This is a genomic window from Pantoea sp. EA-12 (assembly GCF_030053355.1).
GTDB lineage: Bacteria > Pseudomonadota > Gammaproteobacteria > Enterobacterales > Enterobacteriaceae > Pantoea > Pantoea vagans_C.
The window spans coordinates 147,138-164,598 of record NZ_JASGBY010000011.1 but is presented as its reverse complement, the minus strand read 5'-3'; the positions used below and the strand labels follow the sequence as shown (position 1 = coordinate 164,598).

Here is a 17,461-nt window from a genome sequence, read left to right as displayed (position 1 = left end):
AACCTTTACGCTGTGTAAGTGCAAAAAATTTAACGCAAAGAGAATGTTTAGGAAATGGATGTATGTAATATTTATAAATATTTTGAATCACTTCTCATTAATGCAGGATTAAAACGTATCGTTGCAAATAGTTTTGTATTGTTACTATTAGGTTGAGTTATATTTAGTGATGTCGCATTTAATAATATCATTCACGTCCCTTTTAAAATGTTCTCAAAATCAGCGCTGTTTAGATCCGGTGCAGAGCACAGCATATCCCTCGCTAATGCCCGACGACGCTGAAGGAGATCGTCTAGTGTTTCTTCAAACGTCGTGATTTCAGAGTCCATTATCGTCGGTTAATACACATATACATCTTTTGTCTGGCCGATACGGTATGTGACTAAAGACGTTCAGGGGATGAACGATATAAAGTAGGGCAATGAGTAAAGTGGTTGTCCAGTTTCCTCTTTTTTACCCCTTGAATGCAAACTTCTTTATGCTCCATCGTTTGTAATCGCACCCGTTCCGGGTATCATTTTGCGTACTGCATTCCAAAACCGAATCTGCGATGAGGCATGGCTGCTTTTTCGCTGCGATCTCCCCCCGAGGATTTTGATGAACAACGCCGAACAACTGTTTCTTAATGAATTGGATAACAAATTCTGGAAGGCCGCTGACAAGCTGCGCGCCAATATGGATGCCGCCAACTACAAGCATGTGGTACTGGGGCTCATCTTTCTGAAGTATGTTTCAGATGCCTTTGAGGCCCGCCAGCAAGAGCTGATCACCCTGTTCCGCGATGTCGGCAACCCTGACAACATCTACGCCATGTCGCGTGATGGTTACGACTCAGATGAAGAATACGGCCAGGCTATCCGGGACGAGTTGGAAGTTGAAGATTACTACGTCGAGAACAATGTTTTCTGGGTGCCGAAAGCTGCCCGTTGGGAAACGCTGAAAAACAAAGCCATGCTGCCGACCGGCACGGTGTTGTGGGTGGATGATACCACCGGACTGGAGGTCAAACTACGCTCCGTGTCCTGGCTGGTAGACAACGCGCTGGATGAAATTGAAAAAACCAACCCGAAACTTAAAGGTATTCTAAACCGCATCAGTCAGTACCAACTTGGCAACGAGGTGCTGACCGGGCTGATTAACACTTTCTCTGATGCTAACTTCAGCAACCCTGAATATAACGGCGAGAAACTCAGCTTAAAGAGCAAAGATATTCTCGGTCACGTTTACGAATATTTCCTCGGCCAGTTCGCGCTGGCGGAAGGCAAGCAGGGCGGCCAGTACTACACGCCAAAAAGCATCGTCACCCTAATTGTTGAGTGCTTACAGCCCTACATCGGCCGTGTGTATGACCCGGCGATGGGCTCCGGCGGGTTCTTTGTTTCCAGCGACCGTTTTATTGAAGAGCACGCGGGCGAGAAGCACTACAACGCCGCCGAGCAGAAGCGCAATATTTCTGTTTACGGCCAGGAGTCCAATCCAACCACCTGGAAACTGGCGGCGATGAATATGGCCATTCGCGGCATTGACTTTAATTTTGGTGGCAAAAACGCCGATACCCTGCTCGACGATCAGCACCCGGATCTGCGCGCCGACTTCGTGATGGCTAACCCGCCATTCAACATGAAAGAGTGGTGGAACGCGAAGCTGGAAAACGACGTGCGCTGGAAATATGGCACTCCGCCCCAAGGCAACGCCAACTTCGCCTGGATGCAGCACATGATCCATCACCTTGCGCCAAAAGGCTCAATGGCACTGCTGCTGGCCAACGGTTCGATGAGCTCCAACAGTAATACTGAAGGTGATATACGCCGTCAAATTATCGAGGCTGACCTGGTTGAATGTATGGTAGCTTTGCCGGGTCAACTCTTCACTAACACTCAGATTCCCGCCTGTATTTGGCTTCTGACTAAGGACAAATCAGGCGGTAACGGTAAGGCACATCGTAAAGGTGAAGTGTTGTTTATTGATGCTCGCCAGATTGGGTTTATGAAAGATCGCGTATTACGTGACTTTTCGACGGATGATATACGCAAGATTACCGATGCTTTTCATGCCTGGCAGACAGATAAAGATTATGAAGATGAGGCCGGTTTCTGTTTTGCAGCCACACTAGACGATATAAAGAAAAACGATTTTGTCTTGACTCCAGGACGCTATGTTGGTGCGGTTGAACAAGATGAAGATGATGAGCCATTGGCTGAAAAGATGGAACGATTAACTGTGCAGCTAAAAGAACAATTAGAAGATAGCGCCAAACTGGAAGCACAAATTAAAGCAAATTTAGTGGGGCTCGGTTATGAGATTTAATCTAACTTATTCTCTTAATGAAATTGCAGAGATTTATGATGGCCCCCATGCAACGCCCAAGAAACTAGAGAAAGGGAATGCTATTTTTTTAAGTATTTCTTCTATAGAAAATGGCAGGTTGAACTTGGAAAAGTCATCCTTCATTTCCGACGACGATTTTGCTAAATGGACGCGTAGAGTAACACCTCAAGCCGGAGATGTCGTTTTTTCTTATGAAACAAAAATTGGTGAAGCATCAATTATTCCTGAAGGGCTACGTTGCTGTTTAGGTAGACGTATGGGATTACTGAGAGCCAAACAAAATAAGGTATTACCTCAGTATTTGCTATATGCTTATTTATCTCCAGCATTTCAGGATGTAATTAGAGAAAAAACGATCCACGGTAGTACTACTGATCGTCTTTCAATCAAAGAGATGCCTTCTTTCAAAATTGAAATACCTGATATACATTCACAAAAAAAAATAATTAAAATTTTAAGTGCAATTGATATTAAGTTATCTAAAAATACTGAAATAAATCAAACCTTAGAGCAAATGGCGCAAGCATTGTTCAAAAGCTGGTTTGTTGATTTTGAACCGGTAAAAGCAAAAATTGCTGTGCTGGAAGTGGGCGGTTCGCAGGAAGACGCGACCTTTGCGGCGATGACGGCGATTTCTGGGAAAAATGCCGATGCGTTGGCGGTTTTTGAGCGTGAATACCCTGAGCAATATGCCGAGTTAAAAGCCACGGCAGAGCTGTTTCCGTCTGCGATGCAGGAGAGTGAACTGGGGGCGATTCCGGAGGGGTGGTTAGTAAAACCACTTGGAGATAGTTTAGAAATTAAAAGGGGGGGATCCCCTCGTCCGATCAACGATTTCATCAGACCAACAGGGTATCCGTGGGTTAAAATAGCTGATGCCACTGCTTCAATCAGTCCATTTTTGTTCAAAACATCACAGTTCATTAAAGAAGAAGGATTAAAGAAGACTGTTTATCTACGCAAAGGCGAATTAATTCTGAGCAACAGCGCAACGCCAGGGTTGCCAAAATTTCTCCAATTGGATGCTTGCATCCATGATGGCTGGCTTTATTTTCCTAGAATATCGAACTATACGGACACTTATTTATATTTTCTTTTTTTGAAAATTAGGCGCGAGCTGGTTGCAAAAGGCAATGGGAGTGTGTTTACAAATCTAAAAACAGATATTCTACGAGAGCATTTGGCAGTGCTGCCTGAATGTAAAATAGTCAATAGGTTTAGCGTACTTGCACTGTCCTATTTAGATGCAATTAAGGCCAATGAGCTAACAATTAACAGCTTATCTTGTATACGAGACACCCTTCTCCCCAAACTCCTCTCCGGCGAAATCACCCTGCCGGACGCCGAGCAGGCGGTAAGCGAGGCGGAAAATGTATAAAGTCGATGCACCGACCAACAGCCTGCACTCCCTGCAAGAGGTGTCTTTCAGCAGCCTCGGTTTTACCGAGCGCTATCACCTGCAGGAGTGGTTGGCGAAGAACCCGCAGGCGTTGACCCGCGATAATGACGACGAACTGCTGATTATCCAGAAAGAGTTTGCCGGTTTTGACGACACCAAAGAGCGCCTCGACCTGCTGGCGATCGACAAACAGCGCAATCTGGTGATCATCGAAAACAAGCTTGATGATTCCGGGCGCGATGTGGTGTGGCAAGCGCTGAAATATGCCGGTTACTGCGCCAATCTGCGCAAAGATCAGATCCTCGATATCTTCCAGCTCTATCTCGACAAATACGAACCGGAAGAAACCCGTCCGGCGGCAGAGGTGATGGCGGAGTTCCTGGAGTGCGAGAGCCTCGATGAAGTGCAAATCAACCTGAGCCGCACGCAGCGGGTGATGATGGTGGCGGCCAGCTTCCGCAAAGAAGTGACCAACACCGCGCTGTGGCTGATGCAGTTTGGCCTGCGGGTGCAGTGCTTTAAGGTTAAGCCCTACAAATTCAACGACGATGTGTTTGTTGATATTCGCCAGGTGATCCCCACACCTGAAGCCGAATCTTTCATGATTGGCATGGCACAGAAAGAAGCGGAAGAGCAGTCCACCAGCGGCGAACTGAAAACCCGGCATTATCTGCGCAAGGCCTTCTGGACCAAAGCGCTGGAACGCCTCAAAGCCAGCCAGTGTACGTTGTACAACAATATTAGCCCCTCGACCGACCACTGGCTCAGTGCCGGGTCTGGTATTAGCGCGGTATCGTATAACCTGATTTTCAGCAAAAAAGAGATTCGTGTTGAGCTGTGGATTGCCAAATCTTCGGCTGAGAGCAATACCTTTGCGTTCAACTGGCTCTATGAACACAAAGCGCTAATCGAGAACTCGTTTGGTCATGAACTGAAGTGGGAACCGTTGCCGGGCAAAAAATCGTGCCGAATCTCTTTTGCCACGCCTGCTACCAGCCTCGATGAGAGCAACTGGCCAGCGATGATCGACTGGTTGCTGAAAAACCTGGCGGCGTTTGAAATAGCGCTCGAGCCATTTATTGCCCCACTGAATATGGCGCTTAAAGATATTTCTAACGCGCCGGATGAAACGGAAGAAACAGAGACAGAGGAAGCCTGATGCTGAGCGAAGACGATTTAGAGCAGCAATGCCAGAAATGGTTTGCTGAACAGGGCTGGGAAGTGCTGCACGGGCCAGATATCGCGCCAGATGGCGACAACCCGCTCCGTGCCTCATTTCATGATGTGTTTCTGCGCCCGGTAATGCTGGAGCAGCTTCAAACCATCAATCCCCATCTCCCTGTTTCCGTACTGGAAGAGGTGATACTGCGTATTACCCGTCCCGAAAGCCCGGATCTGGTCGTTAGCAATAAGGCCTTTCACCACTTGCTACTCGACGGTGTGCCCGTAGAGTACAAACGCGAAGATAAGACGGTTCACGATAAAGCGCTGCTGATGGATTTTAACCATCCTGGCAATAACCGCTTTATGGTCGTGAACCAGGTGGCTATTCAGGGGATAAAACAGGTCCGTCGCCCGGATATTATTGGCTATATCAACGGCCTGCCCGTGGCGGTGATTGAGCTGAAAAGCCCAATTGATGCCAATGCCGATATCTGGGCTGCGTTTAACCAGCTACAGACCTATAAAAACGAACTCAGCGACCTTTTTATCTGCAACGAAGCGCTGGTGGTGAGCGACGGGCAGAATGCGCGTATCGGCTCGCTGACCGCTGATGAAGAACGCTTCCTGCCGTGGAAAACCGTGGCTAACGAAGACGACAAGCCGCAGTTCGACTGGCAGCTTAAAACCGTGGTGCAGGGTTTCTTTAACCGGGAACTGCTGCTCGATTACATTCGCTACTTTGTGTTGTTTGAAAATGACGGTAAACGGCTGATCAAGAAAATTGCCGCTTATCACCAGTTCCATGCGGTCCGTGAAGCTGTCGCGGCCACTATTGTGGCGTCTACCGGAAAACATCTGCCGTTGCGCAGTAACATCCAGCCCGGCAGTAAAAAAGCGGGCGTGGTGTGGCATACCCAAGGTTCCGGTAAAAGTATCTCCATGTGCTGTTACGCCGGGAAACTGCTGCAACAGGCAGAGATGAACAACCCGACCATCGTGGTAGTGACTGACCGTAACGATCTCGACGGGCAGCTCTACGCCACCTTCTGCCAAGCGCAAGATTTACTGAAACAAACGCCGTTACAGGCCAACGACCGCGACGAGTTGCGCGAGCTGCTCAATGCCCGCGAATCCGGCGGTATTATTTTTACTACCGTGCAGAAATTTGCGCCGTTGGACAATGAGCAGAGCCATCCTGCACTTAACGCACGCAGCAACATCGTGGTGATTTCCGATGAAGCGCACCGCAGCCAATATGGCCTGAGCGCCACGCTGGACAGACAAACTGGTGTCTATAAATACGGTTATGCCAAACACATGCGCGATGCGCTGCCGAACGCCTCGTTTATGGGCTTTACCGGTACGCCGATAGCGTCTGAAGATAAAGATACTCGCGCGGTGTTTGGTGATTACGTCTCTATCTACGACATCCAGGATGCTGTGGATGACGGCGCGACGGTGCCGATTTACTACGAATCCCGACTGGCAAAACTCGACCTGAATCATGAGGAGCTGGAAACGCTCTCCGATCAGGTGGATGAGCTGGTGGAAGATGAAGAGACCGGCCAGCAAGAGAAAACCAAAGGTGACTGGAGCCGTCTGGAAAAGCTGGTGGGTTCTGAGCCACGTATTGAGCAAGTTGCCGCTGACTTGGTTCAGCACTTTGAAACTCGTAACGCAGCCATGAATGGCAAGGCTATGATTGTCGCCATGAGCCGCGATATCTGCGTGAAGTTCTACAAGGCCATCGTGGCAATTCGCCCGGAGTGGCATAGTGAAGATGTCGAACAAGGGGCAATCAAAGTCATCATGACCGGCTCAGCATCGGATAAAGACCCTCTCCAGGCGCACATCTACAACAAGCAGACCAAAAAGCGCCTTGAAGCTCGCTTTAAAGATTTGAACGATCCCCTGAAACTGGTGATCGTCCGTGATATGTGGCTGACCGGATTTGATGCGCCATGCTGCCACACCATGTATATCGACAAACCGATGCGTGGCCATAACCTGATGCAGGCCATTGCACGTGTTAACCGCGTATTCAGGGATAAGCCCGGTGGGCTGGTGGTGGATTATATCGGTATTGCGAACGAGCTGAAGCAGGCGCTGAAAACCTATACCGACTCAAAAGGAAAAGGGCAGACCACGGTTGATGCGCGGGAAGCCTTTGCCGTCCTGTTGGAAAAAATCGACATCATTCACGGGATGTTTGCGCCCTCGGCAGGAAAACCAGGCTTTAGCTACGTGGGCTTTTCTCGCGATCCGTTGGCGTTCTTGCGCGATGCGGCGAACTACATTCTGGGTCTGGATGACGGTAAAAAACGTTATCTCGACGTTTCATTGGCGATGAGTAAAGCTTGGTCATTGTGTAATACCTTGGATGAGGCGAAATCCTTACAGGAAGAATTCGCATTCCTCTCGGCGGTAAGAGTGGGGCTTATCAAGCTTGATCCCAAGGAAAAATTTAGCCAGTCAGAAAAAAATTCTCTGCTGAGTAAGATCCTTGATAACGCGGTTATTGCGACTGGAGTTGAGGATGTCTTCGCGCTGGCCGGGCTGGATAAACCCAATATCGGCCTGTTGTCGGAAGAGTTTCTGGAAGAAGTACGGGAAATGCCGCAGCGTAATCTGGCGGTGGAACTGCTGGAAAAACTGCTCAATGACGGCATTCATGCCCGTTCTGGTAACAACGTGGTACAGCAGAAGAAATACTCTGACCGCCTGAAAGCGGTTCTGCTCAAATACAATAACCGCGCTATTGAAACCGCGCAGGTGATTGAAGAGCTGATTGAGATGGCGAAAGCGTTCCAGGAAGCGATGGCGCGCGATGATGCGCTGGGCTTGAACCCGGATGAAATCGCTTTCTATGACGCGCTGGCCGAAAATGAAAGCGCGGTGCGTGAACTTGGCGACGAGACGCTCAGGAAGCTGGCCATCGAGGTCACACGGCAACTGCGTAAATCCACCACTGTCGACTGGCAGGTACGTGAAAGCGTGCGTGCGCGGTTGCGTATTCTGGTACGTCAGACCTTGCGTAAGTATAAGTATCCGCCAGATAAAACGCCGGGTGCCGTAGAGCTGATTTTGAAGCAGGCAGAAGTGGTGTCGAACAGCTGGACGTTATAGCGACGTCCAACTTTTGATAAAGAGGGCAGAGTATCGTCCTCCGTTGTACCTGAAGAGTGAAAATAGTTCTGATTTAGCAGGCGAGGACCTCATTGCCAGGACTCAACGGCCGTACTGCATGCTCCTTTTGATTCAGTTATTTTAAAACTTCTCCATTTACGATTTTTTCCATCAAAAATGAACAAATTGACCCCATAGTTGCAAAGTGAACGCAACTGTTTAACCCAGCGCGTCATGGCAGATAGTCCGATATCCATCGCTTTAGCCGCTTCAGCAACGGTGTAAACCTGATCGACAACAAGTTGGGCTGATTCGCGTTTGAACTCTGCACTGAAATTTCTTTTTTTAATTGGGACACCTGTATTGTTCTGAGGCAAGCATATCACCTCTTTTCAGGTGGCCAAATTCAGTAAACCACTACAAATTCCGGAAGAACGATTAGACAGTTAGCTATGGGATACTTTTTTTTCAATAATTAATGTGAGTTTCGATTTCTTGCTTAGATCATACACTCGCTATATCCGAGTGTATGATTAATTCATTACGTTTCTGCCGTTATGGCATGTTAACTAAGTTTAAATAAGGGATGCAGGAACTATAAACCATAAACATTGATATAGAACTGGCCTTTACCTTCATCCGTCTTTTGAATTCTATAAGTGATGGGAATGTCCTGCTTTAAATCTGGTTTAGTGAATGTCAGATCAGCTGCACACTGATACACATCTAACTTTGAGTCGTGACTTAGTGTTCTGACGTTGTTTACGGAAATTAACACGTCCGCATCCAGTTTTAATGATTTTTCAATCTCCTTGCGGGAGATATCAATAACTAAGTTCTTTGCATCAGTACTACTGCATTTAGGTGTGTCTTCGTTGCACCCAGAGAGAATAAAAGCAATAACTAAACTAATGAGTATTTTAAACATGTGGTTTTCTCTTGTGTTTTTAATCATGGTCTTAATTTGAATTTCTGATTTTCTCAAGAATATTAGCGGCCCGATTGTAACTTATTCTAAAATGATGCTGTACAGTACTTACTTTGACGACTTTCAATCCTTCATTAAAAATTAACTCAAGGGTCTGTTCATACAGGAGGTCGGTGGGTGCATCATTTTCGTTCTTGATTGTTTCTGTAATTTTGATTCTGTCAGGGGATATGCTCTGGCTGTCTTTCATTTTGGTTTATACACTCCATCCATAGTGCCTGTCGCTGAACTCCCGCAGTAATCCTCGCACCCTTTAGTCATAACTGTCGCTCCTCCCGTCGATAATTCACTGATAACAGCTACACACTGGTTTGACGAATCATTCCAAAGCCAGCGTTTTCTTTGCCCCGTGCTGGCTGAAATTGCACTTGCATTCCCTTCCATGTTGCATACTCCTGAGCCATCCGGTGTTGATGAGTTAATTGAAAACTCGGCAGACTCTTTATGATTCGTTATTTCCAGATATCCATTCTTTTTAACGTATTCCGCAGCGTTAACCAGTGTAGATGTGCTAAATATCAGTGTGGCTAAAATGACTCTTTTCATCGTTTTTCCTTGTCAATTAATACGAATATTTTTGGTGATTTTACCGAATGTGAGTGGTCTACGTTTTTCTACATAAAAATAGGCGACATTAAACGCTGACTTTTTATGATTGCCACGACCGAGAGAAGGCCAGTCGCGAAAAGCCTCAATCTGAGCTTCCGAGTAGGGTGTGATAGAGAAGTCAAACAGGACAAGCAGAGCTTTGCCGTCGTGCTTCATTAATTTCTTCACCTCAGTGCTATTAACGGTTGCGGAGACATTAGAACGAGCTGCTGTTGGCTTACGGACGGCAAACTCAACGGCCACATCGTCAATGACAAAATCAATGAGCCCATGACCGGATACCGATCTTGGTAGTTTGCTTTTTACTTCCGGCGAGAGGTTATCCGCAAACCAGCCCAGTAAATAGCAACGAACTAATGGCAGTAGTTCACGCTCGTTACATTCATTCAGACGCAATGTTTTGACAAATTCGCGCCGGTAAAGGGAGCTGAAAAAGTACTCAAAGCAGTCAGTTATTTCACTAATGGTGGTTGCCACAATGCTCTCCCTAACCAGCCACCTATCAACCCGTGGGTTACAAGCTACGTTAAAGACCTGATCAGCAAATTTTTCCACACCAGGTCTATAAAAGGAATTTTTAGTGATTTTATGTCCATTAGTGATGTTCATGCAAGTGTAAAAAGGCCCCAGACTTCCTTTTATGGACGTACTGGAGATCATGTAATGGTTAAGCTCGTGGCAGACTCAGCGGATAAGCTGGTAGGACAGCGTATTCAGGCCAGACGTAAGGAGGCAGGATTAACCGCAGCTGAGCTGGCGGAGTCTATTGATATTTCGCAGCAACAGCTTTCTCGTTATGAGCGCGGGACGAATAAGATCAATATTGCTCATTTGATCACAATTGCGGTTGCTTTAAAGACACCGATAAGTTGGTTCTTTATAGACTGTATGGATAATTTCAACTTTGACGAAATGCAACCGAAGTATTTGACAGGCCATGATATGGAACTAAAGCAACGACTCGATCAAGTTTGGATGAAACTCGATCATGATAAAAAGAAAATTTTGATTATATTCCTTGATGAATTCACAAAATAAAATTAGTTCCTTGGTGAAACTATTTGCTCTTGATTTTTATTCCTGGTAAAATGTCATTACTGGATAGTGTAATGTTACTCAGTCACTGATACACCAAATTAATAACCAATGTGTCACTTCATTCTATATCCCTTCTGTCGGGCGGACGCTTATCATTTAAGCGTTAAAAATGGGGGGTAGTGAGTTGCAATGTTGTTATTAACCCATTATATATTTACCGGAATAGACGAGCATGGATATTATCCGTCAGGAAGGGCTTTCTATGCCCGTAAGTCAGGAGTTAATTAATATTATATTTAAAGAGATATCTAGGAGGCCACCCACCAGTCCCAATGTTCGGGCAGTCACTTTATTATTCAAAGATTTCAATTACAGTGCCGAAAACGGTGGGTATCATCCTGTAGAGATAAGACTGACGTCCAGAAACGATGAATGGTATTTCGATTACATCACCGACTTCAAATATATGGGGCTTTACCCTGAGCTTGAAAAAGATATTGACTTTAGCTGGAGCCAGCGTTATGTATTCCTGTCTTTCGTTGGTGACTTACATCCAGGAGAAGGGCGCGACATTTTTGAGCTATGGCAGCGTAACTTTGTCCACTATCACTTTCTGAAGGCCTACTCGCTCACCGTCAGTTGGGAAAGCTAATCCCACCGCACTGATTAATCATTAAATACAACGGAGACATTATCTGTGACTGCAAACAGAGGGATACGTGCGTCTCAACAGGGAGAACTGGACAGCCTTTGCGGTGCTTATTGCTTGGTTAATATGCTGAGCTGGTTATATGACGGGAAGGTTAAGCGACGCCCACTAATGAACCGACTTACTCAGACCTATCAGCTGCGTTGGCCTTTAAATGAATGGCTGACCGAAGGTATTGAGGAAGATCGCCTCGACTGGCTGATGGCTCAGGTTTTGCAGAAAGGACATTACAGCCGTCAGTTCCCGGTTGAAATAACCAAACCCTTTGCTGGAAAGAAGGGGCTGGCAGACGGACGACTTTTCAGGGAAATGCAGCGGTTTCTGGACGTCACTGACCATTCCCGCCTCATCCTTCTCAGCGATCAGTTTCATTGGTCACTTCTGGTCAAAATGGACGAGGAAACTCTCTGGTTCTTCGACAGTAACGGGCGCACCACTATGCCACGTAAAGCCTTCTCACTGCGCATTGGTCTGACTCGCCGCCAGCTATTTGCAGATGCTATCTATTTTATTGAACGGGAGTTCTGACATGACGATGTTTAACCAACGTGAAACCCGCATCCTTGATAAGGCGCGCGACATTATCAGCAGGTATTATCAGTATGGCGTTCAGCTATCCTGTCCTGATGATGTCAGGCGGTGTGTAATGGTTGAGTTGGCACCGCTTGAACATGAAGAGTTTGGCATAATCTTGCTCAATAATCAGAATCAGCTGTTACATCGGGAAACTTTGTTCAGGGGTACATTGAATACGGTCAGCGTTCACCCCCGCGAAGTAATCAAGCTTGTACTGAAACACAACGCCGCCGCAGCAATTCTCGTTCACAACCACCCCAGCGGCGAGCCGGAACCCAGCCGAAGTGATATCAATCTGACTAAAAAGCTAAAGGGGCTGCTGGAGATGCTGGACGTACGGTTGTTGGATCACTTTATCGTTGCTGGCGTTGAAACAGTTTCGATGGCTGAACGAGGGCTGGTCTGATGCGAGCAGTTACTTGGTTTAATGTACGTTATTGCGGGTTACGCGCATGAGCGGGGCTGCGTTGCGTCAGGTCGTTTCGGTGGTACAAACAACCGTGTTTGATGCGTATATTGCCGGTCTGGCTCCCTCGGGGCGCAGAGGTATCACCAGCCTGTTAAACCGCAGTGCCGGCATACTTAAACGCGGTGTGGGTGCAGATAACTACCCGTGGGAACAACTTAACTACGCTGCCGTCGCTAAAGTACGAGCGGCACTGCTGGATGACGGTTACGCCGTGTCGTCGGTGAACATGGCGTTATCAGCACTGCGGGGCGTGGCGCAGACGGCCTTTAACCTCAATTGTATGAATGCCGAAACGCTGGCACGTATCCGGTCAGTAAAGCACGTGAGCGGCGATATCCAGCGCAAGGGAAGGGCGCTGGACAGGCAGGAAATCCGCGCGCTGATTCAGGCCGCAAAACAGCATCCGCAACCGATACGGCGCTACCGTGATGCCGCTATTGTGCTGACACTTTGCGGAACGGGCCTGCGGGCCGGGGAACTGGTCAAACTTGAACGCCGGGACTATAACAATGGCATTCTGACAGTGAGGCAAGGAAAGGGGCGCAAATACCGTGAAATTCACGTAGCGGATGCAGTGGATAAGGCTATCCGCGCGTGGCTGAAAGTTGGCGCAGATGAAGCTGACAGCGCACTGTTCAACCGTATCCAGCGCAACGGTAAGGTCGCCAGCCAGCCTCTGACAACAACCGGGTTAACGGGTATCCTGGCTGAGTTACAGCAAACGGCAGGCATAGCACGTTTTACCCCGCATGATATGCGGCGCACCTTCATCACCCGTTTGCTGGAACAGGGCGTGGATATCAACACCGTACGTCAGCTGGCAGGCCATAGCGACATCAGCACTACAGCCAGTTACGATCATCGAGGGGATCAAGCAAAGGTTATGGCTTCACAGCGGCTACGATGCTGGTAATGCCAGCCGACTCACGATCATCTCGCCAACAATGGCTATTTTCACGACACTCCCTTATCCACCAAGGCCTTCGCTCATGTTATGCGGGCAAATGTGATGTTTCCACTGTGTCAGCAAAAAACATGAAATATAGCATTACTCTCTTACAGAGCCCTTGGGGAGCAAGGCGTTGCCATGAACGCCCGTGTTTTTGCGCATAAATCAAAAATCAGGAAAATCATCGTCAGCTGGATCACTTGAAATCTTATTCACTTTTGGCTTTTTTAATTTCGGGGTTACCCCAACTTCGTCCACTGACACGGGCTGCTCATTCTTAGTCGGAAAGGCCTCTTCATTCCATTTCTTAATGCATTTCCTTACTGCTTTAGCATCACGCAGCTTCTGGATTTCATGTGCCAGCCATTCATCTTTGTCCTCATTATCACTGCACTCTGACTCTTCAGCATCCGGCATTTCGCTAAAATCATCGCCCCAATCGAAGTGCGCAGCGACATCATCTGTGTGAGGAAAATAGGGTTTACCGCGCTTATCGCAAGCATTGAAGGTTTTCGACAGCTCTGAGGCATCGGTGATTTTTGCCATCTGATGGTAACGATAGAGGCGCTGACCTTGTGGAGTCTTAGCCGCCGTTATTGCTTTTGGGGCATTACTGGTTCTCTCAGCCTTGAAAGACTTTAAGTTATAGCAGGTGTTAATGCAGTAACTCAGCACATCCCCCAACACTAGCGGGTCCCGGTCATCAACATCATCTTCGTGGCTATATTGGAGGTTTAAAAGGAACCTCAATTTATCAAGCGCATCCTTTCCCAGAAATACCTTCTGTTCCTTGATACCCACTTGCGCATAAAGCTGATTTTTTGTCCTGCGGCTTACTGCACTCGGCTTATCGCTAGGAGCTATGAGCGTCTTTTTCGTTGGAGGCTGTTTCTTAGCAGGCATTAGATGTTTCCTTACCCAGAGAGGTTATTGAGGCTCAACATATCATAATGAGGCTCAACAAAAATAAAAAAATATGATTTTTTTTAAATCAGTAATTTCAATTGCTTATATTGATCCATGCCGATTTGACAACCTGCTTTCTTCTTCATTTTGTTGAGGCTTTTAAAGAGCTGACTCCATTCACTACTGGAGTCATCAAATGACCAACCGAATTATCAAAAAGTCAGAAGTTCTACACCGTTGCGGCATATCAAACGCGACACTTTATCGTTATATATCCGTTGGTTGCTTCCCATCTCAATTGAGGCTTTCACCACAAGGGCGGGCTGTAGGGTGGCTCTCAGAAGATATTGACGCTTGGATTACCAGCCGTATGCCGGTTAAGGGGGAATAAGATGCAACGACCACATTACACGAACTACAAATCGGTATTCCCTGAGCTTGAAAAAGTGGCTAAAGCTATCAGCAAGGCTATGCCTGGGTTTGAGACTGTCGATCAGACCTTGGCTGAAAACGCCATACGAGTGAAAGCATTGCGTAAGTTCGGTATGCCCAAAGCTCACGAGGAGTGCATTCACGTAGCGAACAAATTGGAGAACTGTAGCCCGGAAGAACCGTGCGGAAGTATGGCGTGCAGCTTATGTCACCTATATCGCAGGCTGAGGTTTATGCAGAAGTGGGTGCCCTACATCAAAGCGCATCAAGAAGACTATGTAGCGGTAACACTGGTGTTCTATGCGGATAAACATTCAACATCAGAACTCCTCTATTGGGAATACAGCAAGTTGAAACAACGCGTACTAAAGGTGATGCAACGGATAGGCTTCAAGTCACCGATCATCGGTGGCTTCGAGATGGATTACCACAACTTTACCCACGATAAGAAGCAGAGCCATTGGTTACCTCATTTGCATTTACTTATGCCAAATGAACCAGAGAAGCTGGAAATGGTGAGGCAGTACATGTTGCGGAAAAAGAACCTTCTTGCGCGTGAAGGCAAGCGCAATCGGCCGATGCGTATTGATGTAATCACGAATGTTGAGCGTCAAATGAGTTATTGCATAACTGGCATCTGGATGGAGTATCCATGGTTTCTCAACGCAGAAAACAAGCTCAAGAAGAGTAAAAAACCTCGGCGAATCAAGAGTGCAGGCGTTTACGCCAAATCACTTGTGAAGCTTGATCGCTTAAGCGATGGGATGCTCACGTTCGCTGTAAATGTCCAAGTTGGGCAAAGCGATTACTCATAAGTATACCCTCAATGTAGCTGCTAGGTGCATTGGGAGCATGAGTTGAGCATATGTGGTGGGCAACACTGAATAGTTTCCCGCCATGAATTTCACTTCACGCTAAAAGCTGACGTATAGCGTGGTGATTTAGTGATTGTGTGATTGGGCCTTCAGTTTTAGAAGAGCTTGAGGAGAAATTCCATGATTAAAATGAAAAAATTACCTGTGCGTTTATTAGCTTTGTCTGATGCGCAGGGACATCAGCGAGCACATCGGCTAATTAAGATTAAAAACTGCCATAGCGGTAAGTGGGTTAAGAAACTAATACCCTCCAGTTTGGTAAATGATATGCGCAAGCTACGTGAGTTCCTCACGGATGCTGGTCTTAGCTTGGATGTTTCAGAAAGTGATTTTAAGCAGATCGTAAACCATCTCAGGAGCCTTCCTAAAGGGCGGGTTACATTATGTATGAGGCCGGGATTTGTGAACGTTGACGGTTCGCAATGCTATCTGACGGGCAGTGGGGAAGTATTCGGTGAGTACCTTGAGCATCCTCCGATGCCTCATCCCGATTCACAGGCATTTAAAAATACCGAAAATCCAAAAGGTACTTTGAAGCAATGGCAGACTAATGTCGCACCATGTGCATTGCACAGTCCATATATTATGCTTGCGTTGTGCAGTGCAATAGCAGGGTATTGCATCAATTTTACGGACTTTGAGTCGGGTGGGTTCCATCTCTATGGGGACAGTTCGAGAGGGAAAACCACAGCTCTGCTTGTTGCCGCTTCAGTTATTAGTAACGACGAATATATTTGTGATTGGAATCTTACAGAAACTGCGTTCGAAGAACTTGCTGAGTCAAGAAATCATAGCCTGCTCATATTGGATGAACTCGGATTGTTGGATAAAAACAAGAAAGAGGCCGCGCAGAAAATGCAGAAACTGATCTACTTACTAGGCTCAGGGGGAGGCAAACAGAGGTCAATCAATTTTCAAAAGCACAAAGCTTTATGGCGTGTTAACGCAATCAGCAATGGAGAAAGCGGCCTTGCTCAGCATGCTGCTGAGGGGGACATGTTACGCAAAAAAGGTGAGCAGGCAAGGTTTATTGATGTACCCGTTGACTGTGAAAATGATTTGGGGATTTTCACTACTTTGCCAGAAGGGATAATGCCTAGCGATTATGCCGAAGTAATTAAGGAAAATTGCCAGCGCTATCACGGCACGGCAGGCCCTGCACTATTAGAAAAACTACTGGATAAGACGCCGGGTATTTTAAAGGAAAGGATTGATAAACATGTCCGTAAGTTTCTTAAAATTCATAATGTTGATGGGCTGAATGGATTTGAAAAACGCATGGCTAAAAGGTTTGCGCTGGCTTATGCAAGTGGAATTATTGCAGTAAGGTGTAAAATATTCCCATTCAATATGGAAGATGTTATGTATGGTATTTCTTGGTGCTATGCAAAAGCCTGCTATAAAGCGCCTTTAAAAGAGGAGGTGTTTACTCAAACGCTAAAAGATGCACTTAAAAATGATGTTTATATCCCATCTAAAAGTCAATGGGATGTCGATAGGATGAATGAAATGAATGTAATAGCTCATGCTATCGGAGGTGTTGAGGTTTTAGCCGTTAAAGCTGAGTTTTTAAAGGAAAATATTATTGGTGATTACAAGCAAGTGATCGTTGGACTAATCCAAAAAGGATGCTTATATCCAGATGCTAAAGGACGGGCAACGAGGCAGTTAGGAGGAGGGGGGAATCGTCTTAGACGTCGTTACTGTCTAAAAATTAATACGTGGGATTCTTTATAACAAGAAAGAAGGCCTACAGTGTTGTTTGATTATTCTTAAGTTTGATTACCAAGTTGCTGGCGCTAAAATTTAATTACTAGCGCCATAACTTACCAATATGCCAGAAATGAAAGGTGCTGTTGTTTAAAAAGTTCAAGTTGAATACATTGATGCCAG

At 46.6% G+C, this 17,461-nt stretch carries 17 protein-coding genes and 2 pseudogenes; 12 read left to right on the top strand and 7 right to left on the bottom strand.

From position 1 onward, the window contains the following. Positions 1-191: 191 nt before the first annotated feature. A pseudogene (locus QMZ30_RS17340) lies at positions 192-377 on the bottom strand (hypothetical protein); the annotation flags it as partial. Positions 378-597: 220 nt separating this feature from the next. Between QMZ30_RS17340 and QMZ30_RS17335 the strand changes: the two are divergent. The 4 genes from QMZ30_RS17335 to QMZ30_RS17320 are packed head-to-tail and all read left to right on the top strand — an operon-like array spanning position 598 to position 8,017. Continuing rightward, positions 598-2,307 (top strand): class I SAM-dependent DNA methyltransferase, encoded by a 1,710-nt coding sequence (locus QMZ30_RS17335; RefSeq protein ID WP_283228316.1) that lies wholly within the window; start codon positions 598-600, stop codon positions 2,305-2,307. Continuing rightward, positions 2,297-3,706: a restriction endonuclease subunit S gene (locus QMZ30_RS17330; protein WP_283228315.1), complete on the top strand. Its 1,410-nt coding sequence runs from the start codon at positions 2,297-2,299 to the stop codon at positions 3,704-3,706. Before QMZ30_RS17335 ends, QMZ30_RS17330 begins: the two co-directional genes overlap by 11 nt. Further along, on the top strand, positions 3,699-4,886 hold the full coding sequence (locus QMZ30_RS17325) for a DUF4268 domain-containing protein (protein WP_283228314.1): 1,188 nt from the start codon (positions 3,699-3,701) through the stop codon (positions 4,884-4,886). Before QMZ30_RS17330 ends, QMZ30_RS17325 begins: the two co-directional genes overlap by 8 nt. Then, complete coding sequence (locus QMZ30_RS17320; RefSeq protein ID WP_283228313.1) at positions 4,886-8,017, top strand: type I restriction endonuclease subunit R; 3,132 nt, start codon at positions 4,886-4,888, stop codon at positions 8,015-8,017. Before QMZ30_RS17325 ends, QMZ30_RS17320 begins: the two co-directional genes overlap by 1 nt. A 209-nt stretch (positions 8,018-8,226) precedes the next feature. Here QMZ30_RS17320 and QMZ30_RS17315 read toward each other — a convergent pair. The 5 genes and pseudogenes from QMZ30_RS17315 to QMZ30_RS17300 form a co-directional block, all read right to left on the bottom strand. Beyond that, positions 8,227-8,367 (bottom strand): annotated as a pseudogene (locus QMZ30_RS17315) (transposase); the annotation flags it as partial. Positions 8,368-8,612: 245 nt separating this feature from the next. Further along, on the bottom strand, positions 8,613-8,945 hold the full coding sequence (locus tag QMZ30_RS17310) for a hypothetical protein (RefSeq protein WP_058771293.1): 333 nt from the start codon (positions 8,943-8,945) through the stop codon (positions 8,613-8,615). 31 nt (positions 8,946-8,976) lie between these two features. Next, the gene (locus tag QMZ30_RS25925) at positions 8,977-9,195 is read right to left on the bottom strand and encodes a DNA translocase FtsK (protein ID WP_472788512.1); all 219 of its coding nucleotides are present in this window, start codon (positions 9,193-9,195) and stop codon (positions 8,977-8,979) included. Beyond that, positions 9,192-9,551, bottom strand: a complete 360-nt coding sequence (locus QMZ30_RS17305) for an acyl-CoA dehydrogenase (RefSeq protein ID WP_215481447.1) — start codon at positions 9,549-9,551, stop codon at positions 9,192-9,194. The genes QMZ30_RS25925 and QMZ30_RS17305 overlap by 4 nt, the downstream gene beginning before the upstream one ends. Positions 9,552-9,563: 12 nt before the next feature. Beyond that, complete coding sequence (locus QMZ30_RS17300; RefSeq protein ID WP_283228312.1) at positions 9,564-10,091, bottom strand: hypothetical protein; 528 nt, start codon at positions 10,089-10,091, stop codon at positions 9,564-9,566. A gap of 186 nt (positions 10,092-10,277) precedes the next feature. On the opposite strand from QMZ30_RS17300, the gene QMZ30_RS17295 reads away from it, so the two are divergent. The 5 genes from QMZ30_RS17295 (at position 10,278) to QMZ30_RS17275 (ending at position 13,319) form a co-directional block, all read left to right on the top strand. After that, positions 10,278-10,652: a helix-turn-helix domain-containing protein gene (locus tag QMZ30_RS17295; protein WP_045814444.1), complete on the top strand. Its 375-nt coding sequence runs from the start codon at positions 10,278-10,280 to the stop codon at positions 10,650-10,652. Positions 10,653-10,884: 232 nt separating this feature from the next. After that, positions 10,885-11,304, top strand: a complete 420-nt coding sequence (locus QMZ30_RS17290; RefSeq protein WP_283228311.1) for a DUF2787 family protein — start codon at positions 10,885-10,887, stop codon at positions 11,302-11,304. A 123-nt stretch (positions 11,305-11,427) separates the two neighbouring features. Then, positions 11,428-11,889 carry a hypothetical protein gene (locus QMZ30_RS17285; RefSeq protein WP_058771194.1) on the top strand — a complete coding sequence of 154 codons (462 nt, stop codon included), beginning with the start codon at positions 11,428-11,430 and terminating at the stop codon, positions 11,887-11,889. Position 11,890: 1 nt separating this feature from the next. Next, positions 11,891-12,343, top strand: coding sequence for a RadC family protein (gene radC, locus QMZ30_RS17280; RefSeq protein ID WP_045814441.1), 453 nt, complete (start codon positions 11,891-11,893; stop codon positions 12,341-12,343). A 46-nt stretch (positions 12,344-12,389) separates the two neighbouring features. After that, complete coding sequence (locus tag QMZ30_RS17275) at positions 12,390-13,319, top strand: tyrosine-type recombinase/integrase (protein WP_283228310.1); 930 nt, start codon at positions 12,390-12,392, stop codon at positions 13,317-13,319. A gap of 201 nt (positions 13,320-13,520) precedes the next feature. Here QMZ30_RS17275 and QMZ30_RS17270 read toward each other — a convergent pair whose 3' ends face one another. Further along, complete coding sequence (locus tag QMZ30_RS17270) at positions 13,521-14,258, bottom strand: hypothetical protein (protein WP_283228309.1); 738 nt, start codon at positions 14,256-14,258, stop codon at positions 13,521-13,523. Between the two features lie 199 nt (positions 14,259-14,457). On the opposite strand from QMZ30_RS17270, the gene QMZ30_RS17265 reads away from it, so the two are divergent. The 3 genes from QMZ30_RS17265 (at position 14,458) to QMZ30_RS17255 (ending at position 17,305) form a co-directional block, all read left to right on the top strand. Next, on the top strand, positions 14,458-14,652 hold the full coding sequence (locus QMZ30_RS17265; protein WP_283228308.1) for a helix-turn-helix transcriptional regulator: 195 nt from the start codon (positions 14,458-14,460) through the stop codon (positions 14,650-14,652). A 1-nt stretch (position 14,653) separates the two neighbouring features. Then, on the top strand, positions 14,654-15,508 hold the full coding sequence (locus QMZ30_RS17260) for a hypothetical protein (protein ID WP_283228307.1): 855 nt from the start codon (positions 14,654-14,656) through the stop codon (positions 15,506-15,508). 180 nt (positions 15,509-15,688) lie between these two features. Further along, a complete protein-coding gene (locus QMZ30_RS17255; RefSeq protein WP_283228306.1) occupies positions 15,689-17,305 on the top strand; it encodes a DUF927 domain-containing protein in 1,617 nt (538 codons plus the stop codon). Positions 17,306-17,461 lie beyond the last annotated feature (156 nt).

Excerpts from the sequence above, each read along its gene's own strand:
- QMZ30_RS17335 (WP_283228316.1), top strand. The coding sequence starts at position 598 with ATGAACAACGCCGAACAACTGTTTCTTAATGAATTGGATAACAAATTC.
- QMZ30_RS17275 (WP_283228310.1), top strand. The coding sequence starts at position 12,390 with ATGAGCGGGGCTGCGTTGCGTCAGGTCGTTTCGGTGGTACAAACAACC.
- QMZ30_RS17270 (WP_283228309.1), bottom strand. The coding sequence starts at position 14,258 with ATGCCTGCTAAGAAACAGCCTCCAACGAAAAAGACGCTCATAGCTCCT.
- QMZ30_RS17295 (WP_045814444.1), top strand. The coding sequence starts at position 10,278 with ATGGTTAAGCTCGTGGCAGACTCAGCGGATAAGCTGGTAGGACAGCGT.
- QMZ30_RS17285 (WP_058771194.1), top strand. The coding sequence starts at position 11,428 with ATGCTGAGCTGGTTATATGACGGGAAGGTTAAGCGACGCCCACTAATG.
- QMZ30_RS17310 (WP_058771293.1), bottom strand. The coding sequence starts at position 8,945 with ATGTTTAAAATACTCATTAGTTTAGTTATTGCTTTTATTCTCTCTGGG.
- QMZ30_RS17255 (WP_283228306.1), top strand. The coding sequence starts at position 15,689 with ATGATTAAAATGAAAAAATTACCTGTGCGTTTATTAGCTTTGTCTGAT.
- QMZ30_RS17265 (WP_283228308.1), top strand. The coding sequence starts at position 14,458 with ATGACCAACCGAATTATCAAAAAGTCAGAAGTTCTACACCGTTGCGGC.
- QMZ30_RS25925 (WP_472788512.1), bottom strand. The coding sequence starts at position 9,195 with ATGAAAGACAGCCAGAGCATATCCCCTGACAGAATCAAAATTACAGAA.
- QMZ30_RS17260 (WP_283228307.1), top strand. The coding sequence starts at position 14,654 with ATGCAACGACCACATTACACGAACTACAAATCGGTATTCCCTGAGCTT.
- radC (WP_045814441.1), top strand. The coding sequence starts at position 11,891 with ATGACGATGTTTAACCAACGTGAAACCCGCATCCTTGATAAGGCGCGC.
- QMZ30_RS17305 (WP_215481447.1), bottom strand. The coding sequence starts at position 9,551 with ATGAAAAGAGTCATTTTAGCCACACTGATATTTAGCACATCTACACTG.
- QMZ30_RS17290 (WP_283228311.1), top strand. The coding sequence starts at position 10,885 with ATGGATATTATCCGTCAGGAAGGGCTTTCTATGCCCGTAAGTCAGGAG.
- QMZ30_RS17320 (WP_283228313.1), top strand. The coding sequence starts at position 4,886 with ATGCTGAGCGAAGACGATTTAGAGCAGCAATGCCAGAAATGGTTTGCT.
- QMZ30_RS17325 (WP_283228314.1), top strand. The coding sequence starts at position 3,699 with ATGTATAAAGTCGATGCACCGACCAACAGCCTGCACTCCCTGCAAGAG.
- QMZ30_RS17330 (WP_283228315.1), top strand. The coding sequence starts at position 2,297 with ATGAGATTTAATCTAACTTATTCTCTTAATGAAATTGCAGAGATTTAT.